The 16474-nt window shown below is 61.6% G+C and carries 10 protein-coding genes; 3 read left to right on the top strand and 7 right to left on the bottom strand.

Features of this window, described 5'->3' with window-relative positions; genetic code table 11:
* Positions 1–304: 304 nt before the first annotated feature.
* Positions 305–2860, bottom strand: a complete 2556-nt coding sequence (locus VA599_RS13210) for a TonB-dependent receptor (protein WP_346788936.1) — start codon at positions 2858–2860, stop codon at positions 305–307.
* Positions 2861–3589: 729 nt separating this feature from the next.
* Between VA599_RS13210 and VA599_RS13205 the strand changes: the two genes are divergently transcribed.
* From VA599_RS13205 to VA599_RS13195, 3 genes are all read left to right on the top strand, one after another.
* A complete protein-coding gene (locus tag VA599_RS13205; protein WP_346788935.1) occupies positions 3590–5227 on the top strand; it encodes a S53 family peptidase in 1638 nt (545 codons plus the stop codon).
* Positions 5228–5459: 232 nt separating this feature from the next.
* Positions 5460–7073 (top strand): S53 family peptidase, encoded by a 1614-nt coding sequence (locus tag VA599_RS13200; protein WP_346788934.1) that lies wholly within the window; start codon positions 5460–5462, stop codon positions 7071–7073.
* Between the two features lie 94 nt (positions 7074–7167).
* Entirely contained in the window at positions 7168–7800 is a 633-nt protein-coding gene (locus tag VA599_RS13195; RefSeq protein WP_346788932.1) for a pyridoxamine 5'-phosphate oxidase family protein, read from the top strand.
* A gap of 7 nt (positions 7801–7807) precedes the next feature.
* Here the strand turns inward: VA599_RS13195 and VA599_RS13190 are convergent, their stop codons facing one another.
* From VA599_RS13190 to VA599_RS13165, 6 genes are all read right to left on the bottom strand, one after another.
* A complete protein-coding gene (locus tag VA599_RS13190; protein WP_346788931.1) occupies positions 7808–9268 on the bottom strand; it encodes a PhoPQ-activated pathogenicity-related family protein in 1461 nt (486 codons plus the stop codon).
* A 168-nt stretch (positions 9269–9436) separates the two neighbouring features.
* Positions 9437–11155, bottom strand: a complete 1719-nt coding sequence (gene argS / locus VA599_RS13185; RefSeq protein WP_346788930.1) for an arginine--tRNA ligase — start codon at positions 11153–11155, stop codon at positions 9437–9439.
* 279 nt (positions 11156–11434) lie between these two features.
* Positions 11435–12910, bottom strand: a complete 1476-nt coding sequence (locus tag VA599_RS13180) for a DUF3138 family protein (RefSeq protein ID WP_346788929.1) — start codon at positions 12908–12910, stop codon at positions 11435–11437.
* Between the two features lie 101 nt (positions 12911–13011).
* The gene (locus VA599_RS13175) at positions 13012–13851 is read right to left on the bottom strand and encodes an ABC transporter permease subunit (protein WP_346788928.1); all 840 of its coding nucleotides are present in this window, start codon (positions 13849–13851) and stop codon (positions 13012–13014) included.
* A complete protein-coding gene (locus VA599_RS13170) occupies positions 13848–14756 on the bottom strand; it encodes an ABC transporter permease subunit (RefSeq protein WP_021477938.1) in 909 nt (302 codons plus the stop codon). Before VA599_RS13170 ends, VA599_RS13175 begins: the two co-directional genes overlap by 4 nt.
* A gap of 192 nt (positions 14757–14948) precedes the next feature.
* Positions 14949–16049, bottom strand: a complete 1101-nt coding sequence (locus VA599_RS13165) for a polyamine ABC transporter substrate-binding protein (RefSeq protein WP_021477937.1) — start codon at positions 16047–16049, stop codon at positions 14949–14951.
* Positions 16050–16474 lie beyond the last annotated feature (425 nt).

The raw sequence follows: 16474 nt of genomic DNA, 5'->3' as shown, positions 1-16474 counted from the left end.
TCCACTTTCTGCTGGATCACCTTGACCACCCCCTGGGCCAGGCCTGTCACCAGCGCGTAGATCAGCGCGGCATGGAATACGACGACGCCCGCCAAGCCTGCCGAGCGGCGGCTAAGCATCCCGCTGCTGCGTTTGATGGAAACACTGCTCATTGCGATTACCTTCCCTGCTTGCATGCGCTTGCGGACTGGAAGCCGGCTAGCCGCCGGCCCCGACAACACAAAGTGAACTCCCGTAACGGACTGGCCGCAATCCGTAATCACCCCAGGCGCCTGACGGCGCCTGGGGCCGCATGCCCAGCGGCTTACATCTTGTAGTTGGCCTTCAGGAAGTAGGCTCGGCCGGTCGCGTCGGCAAAACGCGGGTCGTAACCTTGCGGAGTGGTGTAGCTCTGGTTGGACCACGGCGGCAGCTGATCAAACAGGTTGCGCACGCCGGCGGTTACGCTCAGCTTCTTGTTCCAGGTGTAGGTGCCGGACAAGTTCCAAGTCGAGTAAGGCTTGACCATATGATTGTCCATGGCATCCGTATAACCGGACTTGTAGTCCTCCGCCAGGATGGCGCTCCAATCACCGCGGGACCAATTCAACGACAGGTTGTGCTGCCAACGGAATACCGGGCTGCCGTTGAAATAGCGGCCTGCATTGTCGAAATACTGACCTTGCGGTTCAAGCTGCAAGCTGTACTTGCTAATGTAGGTGCCATCCAGCGATACCACGAAGTCGCCGAGCGAACTCTTCGGCAGCGCGTAGGAGAAGCTGACATCCAGACCGGAGACGCTGGTATTACCCAGATTGGCGGTGGTGGCGGTGGCATTCACCGTCCCCGGGGTCACCGTGCTCGGGCTGAACAGATTGGCGTACTTAGCCGGGTTAAGGTAGATAACAGACTCGTCCAGCGTACCAATGCTGTTTTTGACCATGGTCCACCACAGGTCGGCGCTCAAGGTGACCGATTTGATCGGCTCCAACACCACCCCAAACGACAGCGAAGACGACTTCTCGGGCTGCAAGTTCTTGTTGCCGCCAGTTACCAGGTTTTGCTGCTGTTTACTGCAATTAGTACCAACACCATTCGGGCAGCTGATTGGGTTGTAATAAAAATCACCGGTCAGCTGGGTTTGGGTCGGCTGGTTGATGTCGAACAAGGTAGGCGCGCGGAAGCCAGTGCTGGCCGAAGAGCGGAACATCACCTGCGGCGTCGGCTGGTATTTCACCGAAACCTTGGGATTCACCGAGCTGCCGGAATCACTGTACTTGTCGTAACGGACCGCCAGGTTTGCATCCAGGTGCTGGATCACCGGGATGTCCATCTCCCCATATACCGCTTGGGCGCTGCGGCTACCGCTGGCAGAAGTGGTCTGATTCAGGCCGGTGCTCAGCGCATCAGTCGCCAGCGCATTGTAATTGTGAGAGATCGTCTCATGCCGTCCTTCCACACCCAACGCCGCAGCCAGCATGCCGGCAGGCAACTGCCATATTTCCTTGCTGATCTTGAAGTCGGCCATATCCAGCGTGGACTTGGCATTTTCGATCTGACCGACAACCGAGTACTGCCCCCAAGCAGCAGCACTCGGATTATTCGGATCAAAGCCATTGTTTAAGGCATTTTGCAGTGCGCTCCCGCTGATGTAACCCGATACCAGATCATGCGTTACGATACTTTGAGAGTGACCCACGCCCGCGCGGTAGTCCCAACCGGCGAGCAGCCCTTCCAGATTCAGTTGCAAGCGCTGGGTTGTCGCAATACTTCTGTCCACCCGATCCCCCAACGGCACGGCGCGGCCTTGAACCGGGAATGGCCCTGCTGCGGGGCTCTGACCGGGAGCCGTCGGGGACGTGACCTGCCCCCCAAGCGGCAGCGGAGCGATCCAGGTCTTGTTGTCCGTCTGGGTAATCATGTACTGCGCTGACAACTGATGTTCGCCGAGATTCAGCGTGCCCTTCAAGAAACCGGATTTCTGCTCGATTTCAGGAGTGATACCTGGATACAGCGACGCCACCTCTCCGCAGTACTTGTGGCCTTTTGCATCCACCACCGGCACCGAATACGGCGGCGCGCAATTCGGATAGGAAGACGCGACAACCACGCTGCCGGCAGCATTCTGATAGTTTGCGGGGAAGGAGTTCGGGCTCAGCTTAGTGTATTGGGTGATATTCGTAGCAAAATCGCGGTCTTTCGCGTAAATCGGGTCGATCTTGTGGTAGTCGAATGCGCCATAGATGTTGTAGCCATCTTTCGCCAAATTGCCATAGCCGTAGGAAATGGAAACCTGTTTTTCCTTGCCTCCGGAACGCTGTGGCTCTACGAAGTTGCCCCCGATAGAAAGGCCCTGAGCCGACTTCTTGGTAATGAAGTTGATCACGCCGCCGATGGCATCCGTTCCATAGATCGCGGACGCGCCGTCGCGCACCACTTCCACGCGGTCAATGACGGACAGCGGAATGGCGTTCAAGTCGACCGCGTAGCCGTCCATCGGCTGGTTGACGATACGGCGGCCATCCAGCAGAACCAGCGTATATTGCGCGCCCAGGCCGCGAAGGCTGGCATAAGAGGCACCGCCAGTGCTCGCGCCCACAGCTGCGGTGGCACCATGGCTGGATTGGTTGGACGCTAAGCTGTTCACCACCTGCTCGACCGTGGTCATCCCTTGCTTGGCAAGGTCCTCGGTCTTGACGATGGTCATCGGGATCGCCTGTTCCTGCTTGATAGAGCGCTTGATGTTGGAACCGGTGATCTCAACCCGGTCGAGAGTACCTGCGCTGTCGTCCGACGTGTCCGCATGCGCGAATGAAACGTAGCTGACGCTGCCGATCAGCGACAGCGCCACCGCAAGCGCTTTTCTCTTGTAGTTCATCATTTCTCCAAATCCCATGTAGAGGTACTGCCCGCCGCCTCGTGGGCGGCCGTCTTATCTATTTGTCGTGCCAAGTAAAGGCAATTCGAGTGTGAAAGTTTGTAATGACTAACGTCAACAGCCATTTACTTTTGTCTATCACCTCAAAAAGAAAGCAAACAAACACATTCAGACGAATCACAAATCGTCACAAAGAAATCAAACAAACCAGTAATAATTTCAGCATTCATGCACTTGGTATGTCACAGTCCGTCACAAAGACAAATTGAGAAATACTTTTCAACACGCATAAATGATGTCTAATTTGTTGCATTTATGCAGTGCATTCATCTTTATGTTGTGCCACTCACATTCCGTGCCTGACAGCCGCTTCTTATTTGATTCACAAAAACTCATCACAGCCATGAGTAATGGTGGAATCCAAAAAACGGACGAATAGTACAAATGCTCTATTTCGTCATTCATCAGCATTCAACGACTTCCAAAAAGGGTAAATGTTTGCAAATTTGATTAAGTATCATTTCAAAGTATGAATTTCTATTAAATCCATTTGGCATTTTTATCTTGAATGACCTATTGCGGAATAGTCGTATGAAATTACGACATGCCTCGAACAATTCAGAGGCAAGCACAGGCCAAGGGCGCGAACACAATTCGCAATACAAGCCCTGCCGCTATCAGGAAAAGACATATCGTTTTTTCCTGTATTTAAACCGCAAGAGGAGAAACTGCATGTTTGCAAAACAGCACGCTATAGCACTGATCGTTGCCGGCGTATTCGCCGCCGGCGCCCAAGCAGGAGAAGCCTGGGTCAACACCGCGACCCAAGCCCACCCGCTGGTCTCCACCCTGACCAGCGCCGTCGCCGCCAAGAGCGTCGGCGAACTCGCTGCCGGCCAATCGGTGCATGTAGCCGTGACCCTGAAGCTGCGCAACAAGGCTCAACTGAACACGCTGACCGACAGTCTGCTCGCCGGCACCAGCCACAAGACCCTGAGCCACGCAGACTTCATGGCTCAGTACGCGCCGACCCAGGCTCAGGTGCAAAAGGTGGTGGCCCACCTGCAGAAGAACGGCTTCCGCAACATCAAGGTGGCTCCGAACCGCATGCTGGTCACCGCTGACGGCAGCGCCGCCACCGCCAAGACCGCGTTCAACGCCACCCTGCACCACTTCAGCGTCAACGGCCGCTCGGCCTTCGCCAACGTGACCGCCGCCCAGGTTCCGCAGTCGCTGGGCGACACCGTGCTGGCCGTTCATGGCCTGCAGAACGTCCACACCTTCCACACCACCCTGCAGAAGAGCGGCGTGAAGACCCTGGCCTCCGCCAAGACCAACAGCGTCACCGGCCACAAACCGACCGACTTCCCGCTGATCTACAACGCCAGCAGCCTGCCGGCCGCCAGCAACACCACCGTGGGCATCATCTCGGAAGGCGACCTGACCCAAACCTTGCAAGATCTGCAGCAGTTTGAAGACGCCGCCGGTTACAGCTACGTGCAAACCAACGTGATCAATGCTGGCGACGCTTCGTCCGACACCGATGGCGTAGGCGAATGGAACCTGGACAGCCAGGACATCCTGGCCGCCGCAGGCGGCGCGCTGCAGCAGATGAATTTCTATGTCGCCACCTCGATGACCAACGCCGACATCACCGCCGCCTACAACTCGGCAGTCAGCGACGGCTCGGCCAAGGTGATCAACGTGTCGCTAGGCGAATGCGAACGCGACGCGCAAAGCGATGGCACCGTCGCCTCCGACGATCAGATCTTCCAGACCGCGGTGGCTCAGGGCCAGACCTTCTCGGTTTCCACCGGCGACTCCGGCTCCGCCGAATGCGGCAGCACCTCGGGCCAGAGCTACCCGGCGACTTCGCCCTACGTGATCGCCATCGGCGGCACCACGCTGAGCACCAGCGGCACCAAGTACTCGTCGGAATCCGTATGGAACGGCGGCGGCGGCGGCCCGAGCGTCATCGAAGCGGCTCCGTCTTGGCAAACCAAGGCCGGCGTGCTGACCACGTCCAAGACCAAGCGCGGCGTGCCGGACGTGTCCTTCGACGCGGATCCGAACAGCGGCGCGCTGGTCGTCGTGAACGGCAGCAATCAGCAAATCGGCGGCACCAGCCTGGCCGCTCCGCTGTTCACCGGTTTCTGGGCCCGCATCCAGTCCGCGCACGGCAATAGCCTGGTATCGCCGAACCCGGCCATCTATCAGTACTTCAAGGCCAACCCGTCGCTGTATCACGACGTCACCAGCGGCAACAACGGCGGCTACAAAGCCACCGCCAGCTGGGATTACGCCACCGGCTGGGGCAGTCTGAACGTCGCCAACCTGAATACCTTCATCAACAGCCACTCCGGCTTCTAAGAAGGCATCAGGCAAAAGAAAAGCCCCGGGCAACCGGGGCTTTTTCCGTTTTGGCGCGGCTCAATCCACGCCACTCAGCGATGACAAACCTATTCAAATCATGCAATTACAAATCAACCGGGCAATTGAAGAGTAAATACTTTACAAACTAGGACAGACCCGCTATCACGGAAAAACGTGCGCACGGATGCAACCCTCACCGCTCACGGCGCCGCTTTTCAGGAGAAATGGCATGCGGGCTGGCAAACCGACTCTGTCCCTGTTTCTTGGCCTGTTCAGTCTGGCGGCGAGCGCCTCCGGCTGGGTCAGCACCGGCACCCAGGCGCATCCCACCCAGCAGTTGATCCCGGAAGCCCGCGACGCGGGAGAAGTCGCTGGCGGCGAGCTGGTCCATATTGCTGTCAGCTTGGCCGTGCGCAACAAGGCCGCGCTGGACGCGCTGACCGACAGCATCCAGGCCGGACAAGGGCAGCCGATCACCGATGCCCAGTTCATCGCCCAATACGCGCCCCCCCAGGCCCAGGTGCAACAGGTGGTCAACCATCTACGGCAAAACGGCTTCCGCAATATCGCCGTTTCCTCCAATAACCTGCTGCTTACCGCCGATGGTAGCGCCGCCACCGTTTACGGCGCCTTCCAGACCAAGCTGCGCCGATACAACGTCAATGGCCGCCAGGCGGTGGCCAATACGCAGGATGCCCAGGTGCCGGCGAGCCTGGCCGGCATCGTGCTGGCGGTGCATGGCTTGCAGAGCGCCCACCAATTCCATGCCGCCTTCCACGCCCAAAGCGTCAGCAAGGCCGCCTCCGGCATCATCGCCCACAAACCGGCCGACTTCGCCTCCATTTACAACGCCGCCAGCCTCCCCGCTGCCAAGAACGGCGTGGCCGGCATCATCGCCGAGGGCAACCTGAACCAGACGGTTGCGGACCTGAACAGTTACGCTAGGAGCGCGGGCTTCGCCGCGCCCAGCGTGGCCATCGTCAACGCCGGCGCTCCCAGTTCCGACACTTCGGGCATTCTGGAATGGAACTTGGACAGCCAGACCATGCTCGCCGCCAGCGGCGGCGCGCTGAGGCAGCTGCAGTTTTACGTCGCGCCGACGATGAACAACGCCGACATCGCCGCGGCCATCAACGCGGCGGTGGCCGCCAACAGCGCCAAAGTGATCAATGTGTCGCTGGGCGAATGCGAGCTGGGCGCGAAAGCTTCCGGCATGACCGCCAGCGTAGACCAGATGCTGCAGGCCGCCATCGCGCACGGCCAGACCTTTTCCGTCTCGAGCGGCGACTCAGGCTCTTATGAATGCGGCGGCAATACCGCCTATCAAAGCTATCCGGCGGTTTCGCCCTACGTGATCGCGGTGGGCGGCACCACACTCTCCACCAACGGCGCGACCACGTACAGCAGCGAAAAAACCTGGAGCGGCGGCGGCGGCGGACCCAGCGCCACCGAAGCCGCGCCCTCCTGGCAAACGGCCGCCGGCGTGCTGACCGCGTCCAAGACCAAACGCGGCGTGCCGGACATCGCCTTCGACGCCGACCCAAACAGCGGCGAGCTGGTGCTGGTGGCCGGCGGCACTTACCAGGTAGGCGGCACCAGCCTGGCCGCGCCGCTGTTCAGCGGATTCTGGATCCGCATCCAGTCGGCCAATGGCAACAAGCTGACTTCGCCGGCCAATGCCATCTACAAATACTTCAAGGCCAACCCGTCGCTGTACCGCGACGTGGCCAGCGGCAGCAACGGCGCCTACAAGGCCACGGCAGGCTGGGACTACGCCACCGGGTGGGGCAGCCTGAACATCGCCAACCTCAACGCCTTTATCGCCAAAACCACCGGCTTCTGATCGCACGCACCGCCATGCCCCGCCTTGCGCGGGGCATTTTCTTCAGCCGGCCCGCCGCTTAAAATGACTGCATGTCCCCTCTTCGCTGCGCGCCATGAAACCCGACCTCGCCATCAGTCTGCTGCACCAGTGCCGCCACGCCACGCTGGCCACCCAGTCGCACGCCTATCCGGGCTATCCCTACGCCAGCGCCATCCAGTTCTTCTGCGACGAACATCATCGCCCGGTATTCGTGGTCAGCGCGCTGGCCGAGCACAGCAAAAACCTGCTGGCCGATCCGCGCATCAGCCTGTCCCTGCTCGCGCCGGACGGCGACTCGGCGCAGTCGGCCGCCCGGCTGACCATGCTGGGCGACGCCGAGCGCTTCGACGCCTCCGACGCGCTGCGCCGCCGGCTGCTGCGCTATCTGCCCGAGGCGGAGGAATGGCTGGCGCTGGATTTTATGTTTTTCTGCTTGATTCCCAAACGGCAACGCTTGATCGCCGGCTTGGGAAAGATGGGCTGGATAGAGGAAAGCGCCTGGGCGGCGTTGCCGGCGCTGGAACTGGACGAGGAGCAAGCGCTGCTAACCGAGGCGCAGGCGGCGCTGCCGTCAGCGATCCGGCTGTTGGGCTGCGATTGTTTCGGCGCCGATCTGCTGGACAATGGCCGCTACCGGCGCGCGGACTGGGAGGCGGCGTCGCCCGCCACTTCCCAGATCCGCGAACGGCTGCTGCGGCTGGGCTAAAGGATGATCAACCGCCCAGTTGCAGGCGCGGCGCGCCGAAAGGCACGCTTGAGCCGTCCGGGTAGCGAGCAGGCCAGATCAGCGGCGGCGTGGTCCAGGTGAAGTCCTTGCCCTCGAATTCGATGAAATAAGCCTGCCAGCCCGGTTGCGCGGCGTCCGGCGTGAATTCGAAGCGGCACTCGCCCAGCCGGCACTTGCCCTCGATCGGCTGCTCCTGATAGCGGATGCCGGAACGGAGGCGGAAATCGCGGCTGTCCGGATTGCGCGCCAGCCATAATCTGGCGTGGACCGCCGGCTCCCGGGTGCTCACGCTGATCCGTCCATTGCGCTCGTCCCCCTCCACGCTGGCCTCGGGCAAAGGCTTGCCCGCCAGCCAGCGGCCCATGAACTGGCTCAGCGCCTCGCCCACCTGCTTGCTGCCCACGTAATGGGACTGATTGGGCAGATAGCGCAGCTGCATCGGCCCCTTCAACATCGGCAGGTAGCTCCAGGCGGAGTCCGGCACCGCGAAGTCGTCCCCGGACGCGGAAATCATGTATTTCTTCAAGCGCGGCATGCTTTTTGGGTAATTGACCACATCCTCGAACCGCAGCAAGGCGTCGAAGCCGGGGCTGCCGTTCAGCACCTCGCCGGTGATGCCGTTTCTGTCATAATCGCGCAGCGCCACCGGCCATTGCTTGCCGTAGCTGTTGTACACGTGAGTGAAATTGACGCGGATGTTCCAGAAATCGGCGACCACCGGCACGATGGCCTGTACCCGTTCGTCGTTCAATCCGGCCAGCCAACTGGTCCAGCCGCGCTTGGAGCTGCCCGACAGCACGAAGGCGCGCGCATCCGGCAAGCTGGCCTGGATCGCGTCCATCGCAGCGACGGCAGCCTGCGTCATCGGCAGATGCAGCGAGCTGAAACGATCGGCCTCCGGCTGGTCCACGCTCTTGCGCCAGCTGTAGGCGACCAGCGCGTCCTCGCGGCCAGCCGGCTGTCCGTCCAGCTTCAGGCTCTGGTTGGGCGCGTAATACAGCTCGGCCACCGCGATGCCCAACCCGCGCGCCAACTCCGCGATCGGCAACGGATCCCGCGGCGCTTGCGGCCCCTTCTCTGCATGGTTGCTGCCGCCGCTAACATACAGCAGCACCGGCGAGCCGGGCTTGCGTCCTGGCGGCAACGCCAGCTTCAATTCGTGCTCCCACTGCGGCGCGTCGCTGGCCAGCGTGCTGCCCTTGCCAGGCCAGCGCTGCGACACGAAACCGTAGCTGCGCACCTTGACGCCGCCCTCTTCGCTTTCACCAAGCAATTTGGCCGGCTGCTGGCTGGCCCTGGCCTGCTTCAGATACTGCGACACGGTTTGCGGATCGCTTGGCGCCGGAGCTTGCCCCGCTTGAGAAACGGCGGGAAGCGACAGGCAGAGCGCGATGCCGGCGCCGCGCGCGGCGGTGGAAAACGAAGCGTTCATCAGGATGGCATTCATATTATTTGCAAGGTTGATTTTCATTAGCGCGGGTAGAGCAAATGCACTCCCGCCCACGATGGACAGCCTCCGGTCCAATCCGTTCAGGAAATACGCCCCTGCCGCCCATCAATGAAAAAACCCCGCCGGATGCGGCGGGGTTTCTCGCGATGGCCATGGCCTCGGCGTTTACATCGATTCCAGCACCTTGATGCCCAGCAGGTCCAGGCCGGCGCGCAGCGTCCTGGCGGTCAGCGCGGACAGCTGCAGGCGGCTGGCGCGGACCTCGCCCTCGCTCTTCAGGATCGGGCAGGCTTCGTAGAAGCGCGAGAACAGCGTGGCGATGTGGTACAGATACTGCGACAGGTAGTGCGGGTAGCAACCTTCCACCACGGCGTTCAGCGTGTCTTCGAACTGCGCCAGCGCGGCGGCCAGCTGTTTCTCGGCCGGCTCTGTGATGACGATCTTGGCGTTGGCGTCATAGCCCTCGGCCTTGCGGAACACGCTCTGCACGCGGGTATACGCGTACTGCAGATACGGAGCGGTGTTGCCTTCGAAGGCCAGCATGGTGTCCCAGTTGAAGATGTAATCGCTCATCCGGTTCTTGGACAGGTCGGCGTATTTCACCGCGCCGATGCCCACCGCGTTGGCGACCTCGCGCTTCTGCTCTTCGGACAGGTCCGGGTTCTTTTCCGCCACCAGCGCGTAGGCGCGTTCCTGCGCCTCGTGCAGCAGTTCGATCAGCTTGACGGTGCCGCCGGAACGGGTTTTGAACGGCTTGCCGTCGTCGCCCATCATCACGCCGAAGCCGACATGCTCCAGCTTCATCGCCTCCGGCGCGAAGCCGGCCTTGCGGCAGATGGTGAACATCTGGGCGAAGTGCTGGCTCTGGCGCGCGTCCACCACGTAGATCACGCGATCCAGCTTCAGTTCGCGGTGGCGATAGCGCACTGCGCCGATGTCGGTGGTGGTGTAGATGAAGCCGCCGTCCTTCTTCTGGACGATCACGCCCATCGGCTTGTCTTCCTGGGTGCGGAATTCATCCAGGAACACCACCTGGGCGCCGTCGCTCTCGGTGAGCAGGCCGGCCGCGCGCAGCTCGTTGACGATCACCGGCAAGTCGTCGTTGTAAGACGATTCACCGCGCACGTGCTCGCGCTTCAGGCCGACGTTCAGCGTCTCGTACACTTCCTCGCAATGCTTCAGCGATACATCGACGAACTGGCGCCACAGCTTCAGCACTTCCTGGTCGCCGCCTTGCAGCTTCACCACGTAATCGCGCGCGGTGTTGGCGAAGTCCTCGCTCTCGTCGAAGCGGATCTTGGCATTGCGGTAGAAGGTTTCCAGATCGGACAGCTGCAGGTCGGCGTCGCCCGCGTGGCTGGTTTCCACCAGGTAGGCCACCAGCATGCCGAACTGGGTGCCCCAGTCGCCTACGTGGTTGGCGCGGACCACGTCGTGGCCGACGTATTCCATCACGCGCGCCAGCGCGTCGCCGATGATGGACGAGCGCAAGTGGCCGACGTGCATTTCCTTGGCTAGGTTGGGCGAAGAATACTCCACCATCACGCGCAGCGGCTGCACCGGCGCGATGCCCAGCTTGTCGTCTTTCAGGGCGGCTTCGCTTCGTCGGGCCAGATATTCAGGGGCTAGATGAATATTGATGAAACCCGGACCGGCGATTTCCACCTTGTCGGCGATGCCGGCAAGATCCAGCGCGGCGACGACCTTTTCGGCCAGAGCGCGCGGATTGGTTTTCAGCGCTTTGGCGGCGCCCATTACGCCGTTGGCCTGGTAGTCGCCGAATTCCGGCTTGGAAGCCGGCTGGACCACGGCAGGCGCGTCAGGCGCGCCCGCTGCCGCAAGCGCTGCCTGAACCCGTTCGTTGATCAGTTGATGAATCGTCATTGATAGCCCCACGAAATGCCGCGAAAACGAAAAAATGTCTTCGCTTCTGAAAAATGTGTGTTTGATTGTATGCGCCTGCGTCGATGCGGGCAATGCTTGGCCTCGCCCGATCCGGCTGGAATCGACCATCATTTGATCCCATACGGCATGAGCCGGCTATTTTCGCCGGATGAACGCGCCGGCCAGCATGGAAAGATGGCAATGATAAAGGCATTTTGCGCAGCGCGGCGCAAATAAAAAGGCAGCGGACGGCGCCGCTGCCTGCGGGAAGCAAAACATTTAGAAGGTATAAACCGCCTGCGCGCCCAGCATGTCGTTGCCCTTCTTCATGCTGCCGTCGTTGCGCTGGAATACCGCCTGGCTGGCCCAGTCGTGCCGGTACTCGAACTTCAGCGTGAACTGGTCGGTCGGGAAGAACAGCAGGTCGGCGGTCAGCGCCATGCGGTTGGCGCCCTTGCAATCGGCGGCGCCGCTGGCCACGCAGGCCGGGTCGACGCCAAATGCGTTGACGCCGTCGTAGCCGCCCGCCCCCAATGCCACGCCGCCTCCGCCGCCGCCGTTCTTGCTGTTGTTCAGGTAGTCGTAGCGCAGCGTGGCGCCCATCTTGCCCAGCGACTCCGTCATCCACTTGCGGTGGCCCAGCAGCGACACGCCGTACCACTGCGCGGAGCCGCCGTTCCAGGCCGCCTTCTGCTGCTGGCCGTAGTCCAATTCCGCGTTGTACTGGATGTCGCCCAGCGTGTAGCTGGCGTCCGCCTCGGTGAAGAAGTAATTGGAGTAAGGATCGGCGGACGCACACTGGTAGCCGAATCCTCCCGCGCAGGCGCTGCCAGTCAGCAAGGTCTGCCGGCCGGCGTTGAACGAGCCGCCCAGATCCAGCGCGCTGCTCCAGGTGTAATCGACGCGCGCGGTGAAGGTGGGCGTGTTGTTGCTCTTCACCTGCGGATTGCCGTTGGCGGGGTTGGTGCCGGTATTGGCCAGGTTGGCGTGCGTCCGGTACTGCTCGTTGGCCAGCAGGAACTTCCACGCCCACACATCGTGGCTCCAGTTGAAGCCGGCGCCGACATAGCTGCCCGGGTCGCTGAAGTCGTACAACAAGCCGTGGGTCAGCGTCACCATCTGGTTGGACTGCTGCACCTCATAGCCGCCGAAGCTGTTCATCAGGCCGGCGTTGAAGGTCCAGGTGTCGGACAGCGGGAAGTTGATCACCGCGGTGTTGATGATGTTGTTGCCGCTGCCGCCGTCCAGCAAGGTGTTGCCGCTGCCGCGGTTGGGCATGATGGAAATCTCGGCGCTGGGCGCGGTGGGGCCGACGCCGAAGGTCTTCTTGATGTCCAGGTAAACGTCGCCGAAAGTGCTGTTGCTGTAGGCGTAAACGTTCTGGTGGTTCAGGAACTGGAAGCCGGAGCTGTTGTTGTTGCGGTTGTAGATATAGGTGGGGTCGAGATAGCCGGTGACGCTGAGGCCGGCCAACGGCCCGTCGGTGGATGCGGTGTTGAGCTTGTCCACCTTCAGTTCCATATTCGCCACCCGTTCTTTCAGCTCGGTGTTGGCGTCCTCTCCCCCGGCCACCGCGGCCTCCTTCTGCGCGCCAACTGGCGCCGTTGCCGCCTCCACCGCCTTCTGCAGCTCCGCCATCTGTTGTTGCAGCTTCTGCATCTGCGACTTCAACCTGGCGATCTCATCCGCCTTGGCGTCGGCCATCGCCATGCCCGGCAGGGCCGCGATCGCCGCGCTGATCAGTAACCTCTTCATCTTCGTTTCTCCTTGTGCCGCACTGCTTGTCGTTGTTTCCATCCGCAACCGCCCGGCACGGCAGGCGCAGCCCTGGCTCCGGGCCGCATCGCCCGCCGTTGTCAACTATTGGCGAAGGCCAAGCGCATCTCCTTTTCCCGCTTGCGCGTCATCGCGCTCATATAGATGTTGGCCGCCACCACGCCCAGCGACACCAGCACGATGAACAAGGTGGCCAGCGCGTTCATTTCCGGATTCAGGCCCAGCCGCACGCGGGAGAAGATCACCATCGGCAGCGTGGTGGAGCCCGGGCCGGACAGGAAGGCGGTCAGCACCAGGTCGTCCAGCGACAGCGTGAAGGACAGCAGCCAGCCCGATACCAGCGCCTGCGAGATCAGGGGCAGCGTGATGACGAAGAACACCTTCAGCGGCCGCGCGCCCAGGTCCATCGCCGCCTCCTCCAGCGACAGGTTCAATTCCCTCACCCGCGACTGCACTACGATGGTGACGTAGGACACGCACAGCATCACGTGGCCTATCCAGATGGTGAACACGCCGCGCCCCTCCGGCCAGCCGAAGCTCTGCTCCATCGCCACGAACAACAGCAGCAGCGAGATGCCCTGGATCACTTCCGGAATCACCAGCGGCGCGTTGACCATGCCGGTGAACAGCGCGAACAGCCGGAAGCGGCCGAAGCGCCCCAGCACGAAGCCGGCCCAGGTGCCCATCACCACCGACGCCGTGGCCGTCATCAGCGCGATCTTCAGGCTGAGCCAGGCGGCGCAGATCAGCTCGTCATCGTCCAGCAACGCCGCGTACCACTTGGTGGAGAAGCCGGACCATACCGTCACCAGCTTGGATTCGTTGAACGAATAGATCACCAGCAGCGCGATGGGTAAGTAGAGGAAGGCGTAGCCCAGCCCCAGCACCAGGACAGACAAGGGTTTGCTCGGCTTGATCATCGCGCCTCCTCCATGCTCTTGACTTGGTAATGCTGGAACAGCGCCATCGGCACCAGCAACAGCACTACCATGCAGCAGGTGACGGTGGCGGCCATCGGCCAGTCCATATTGTTGAAGAACTCGTCCCACATCACCCGGCCTATCATCAGCGTGTCCGAGCCGCCCAGCAGCTCCGGGATCACGTACTCGCCCACCGCCGGAATGAACACCAGCAGGCTGCCGGCGATGATGCCGTTCTTCGATAGGGGCAAGGTCACCTGCCAGAAGGCGCGCCATGGCTTGGCGCCCAGATCGTAGGCGGCTTCCAGCAGCGTCAGGTCCATCTTCACCAGGTGGGCGTACAAGGGCATGATCATGAATGGCAGGTAGGAAAACACCATGCCGATGTAGACGCCCCAATTGGTGTGGTACAAGTGCAGCGGGTTGTCTATCACCCCCAGCCACAACAGGAACTGGTTGAGGAAACCGTCGTTCTTCAGGATGCCGATCCAGGCGTAGACGCGGATCAGGTAGGAGGTCCAGAACGGCAGCATCACCATCATCATCAGCGTGTTGCGCGCCGCGCCTTCGGCCCGGGCGATGTAGTAGGCCATCGGGTAGCCGATCAGCAGGCACAGCACGGTGGAGACGAAGGCCATCTTCACCGAGCTGATGTAGGTGGCGAAGTACAGGTCGTCGCTCAGCATGAACTTGTAGTGGCCGATATTGAGCGCGATGCCGACCACGTCGTTTTCAAACTTGACCAGCGGCGTGTACGGCGGAATGCCCAGCTGCTGCTGGGAGAAGCTGATGCCCACCACCAGCAGGAAGGGCAGCAGGAAAAAGACGAACAGGAACAAGAAAGGCACGCCTATCGCAGCCCCCCTGCCCGTCGGCAGACAGCGTTTCAGATCCGGTAGTTTCATGGCGGCACCACGACGCCCGCGGCGTCAAAGCGTTGCATCCCCATCGGCGGCGCGCGCGCCGATGCCCGTCGTCCGCCAGGATAGGCGGCCGATGTTCCACAGCTGTCCGGCCGTCCCGGAACACCCGGGCGGCGGACGATTGTGCTTATGCGATGAAAGGCCGGGCCGGAGCCTGTCCGGCCCAGGGCTGGCTCAGCGGCCGGTCTTCAGCTGGGTCCACAGCCGGTTCTGCAGCCGCATGATGTCCGGCGGCAGCGGCTTGAGCAGGAACAGCGTCTTCATCACCGGCTCCGGCGGATAGATGGTGGGATCGTTGGCGATCTCAGGCTTGACGAACTTGCGGGCCGCCGCGTTGACGGTGGGATAGAACACCTCGTTGGTGATCTCGGCGTTCACCTCGGGCGTCTCGATGTAGTTGATCCACTTGTGCGCCTCCTCCGGATGCGGCGCGTCTTTCGGGATCACCATCACGTCGAACCAGATCGGCGCGCCGGACTTGGGGATCACGTAGCCCAGTTGATAGGAGCGCTTGGCCTCCGCGGCGCGGTGCTTGGCGATGTTGACGTCGCCGGACCAGCCCAGCGCCAGACAGATGTCGCCGTTGGCCAGATCGTTGATGTAGCCGGAAGAGTTGAACTGGGTGATGTAGGGGCGGATCTTCTTCAGGGCCTCGAACGCCGCCTGGTAGTCGGCCGGGTTCTTGCTGTTCGGATCTTTGCCCAGATGGTGCAGCGTGACCGCGAACACGTCGTTGGCCTGGTCCAGCACCGACACGCCGCAGCCCTTCAGCTTGGACACATACTTGGGATCGAACAGGATGTCCCAGCTGTCCAGCGGCGCGCCGGCTCCCAGCAGCGCCTTGACCTTGGTGTAGTTGTAGCCCAGGCCGTCGGTGCCGTAGGCCCAGGGCACGCCGTGGGCGTTGCCGGGATCGGCGTCGACGATCTTGGCCATCAGCGCCTTGTCCAGATGCGACAGATTGGGGATTTTGGACTTGTCCAGCTTCTGGTAGATGCCGGCCTCGATCTGCTTGGCCATGAAATTGGAGGTGGGCACCACGATGTCGTAGCCGGCGCGGCCGGTCAGCATCTTGGCCTGCAAGGTGTCGTCGCTGTCGTAGACATCGTATTTCACCTTGACCCCGGTCTGCTTCTCGAAGCCCGGGATGGTGGTCTTGGCGATGTAGTCGGACCAGTTGTAGACGTTGAGCACCTTGTCCGCCGCCAGCGCGCCGGCGGCCGGCAGCAGCAACAGCAGCGAATACAGCGCGTTGCGAACCAGTTTCTTCTTCATGACAGGCTTCCTAAAGTGGCACGACCATAAACGTCCCCGTCCCGGAGCGGCCTGCGGCGATCCCGACGCGGCGACGCGCGTCATATGGACATGCCGAATATTGACCGGCCACGCCAAGCGGCGGAACTTCGAATCACTGCGTTCCATGCTGTCAGCCCGCTGACAATCCGCCGCAGACGCGCGACGGCATAATGCCAACATATACCTTGCGGCCCCGGCCGCAATGATTACGGCGTTACAGCATGTAAAACGGCAAACGGATGGTATGGATTCAGCTGAGCGGGAAGGGACGGGAAGGCGGACCGGCTCGCGGGGCTTCCGCGAACGGACGGGAAGGATGGCTGAAAAGCGCGAAGTCTACTGGACAGCGACAGGCGGCGGGCATCATCGTTTCCTCTCTTTGGTCTCCGTACTGCACTGATGCG

It is taken from the genome of Chromobacterium indicum (genome assembly GCF_039708975.1).
Classification (GTDB): domain Bacteria; phylum Pseudomonadota; class Gammaproteobacteria; order Burkholderiales; family Chromobacteriaceae; genus Chromobacterium; species Chromobacterium piscinae.
Note: the sequence above shows the minus strand (reverse complement) of the source record. Positions and strands in the feature narration are given on the sequence as shown.

Bases quoted from the DNA above. Each gene is read 5' to 3' on its own strand.
- VA599_RS13210 (WP_346788936.1), bottom strand. From the start codon at position 2,860: ATGATGAACTACAAGAGAAAAGCGCTTGCGGTGGCGCTGTCGCTGATC.
- VA599_RS13205 (WP_346788935.1), top strand. From the start codon at position 3,590: ATGTTTGCAAAACAGCACGCTATAGCACTGATCGTTGCCGGCGTATTC.
- VA599_RS13200 (WP_346788934.1), top strand. From the start codon at position 5,460: ATGCGGGCTGGCAAACCGACTCTGTCCCTGTTTCTTGGCCTGTTCAGT.
- VA599_RS13195 (WP_346788932.1), top strand. From the start codon at position 7,168: ATGAAACCCGACCTCGCCATCAGTCTGCTGCACCAGTGCCGCCACGCC.
- VA599_RS13190 (WP_346788931.1), bottom strand. From the start codon at position 9,268: ATGAATGCCATCCTGATGAACGCTTCGTTTTCCACCGCCGCGCGCGGC.
- argS (WP_346788930.1), bottom strand. From the start codon at position 11,155: ATGACGATTCATCAACTGATCAACGAACGGGTTCAGGCAGCGCTTGCG.
- VA599_RS13180 (WP_346788929.1), bottom strand. From the start codon at position 12,910: ATGAAGAGGTTACTGATCAGCGCGGCGATCGCGGCCCTGCCGGGCATG.
- VA599_RS13175 (WP_346788928.1), bottom strand. From the start codon at position 13,851: ATGATCAAGCCGAGCAAACCCTTGTCTGTCCTGGTGCTGGGGCTGGGC.
- VA599_RS13170 (WP_021477938.1), bottom strand. From the start codon at position 14,756: ATGAAACTACCGGATCTGAAACGCTGTCTGCCGACGGGCAGGGGGGCT.
- VA599_RS13165 (WP_021477937.1), bottom strand. From the start codon at position 16,049: ATGAAGAAGAAACTGGTTCGCAACGCGCTGTATTCGCTGCTGTTGCTG.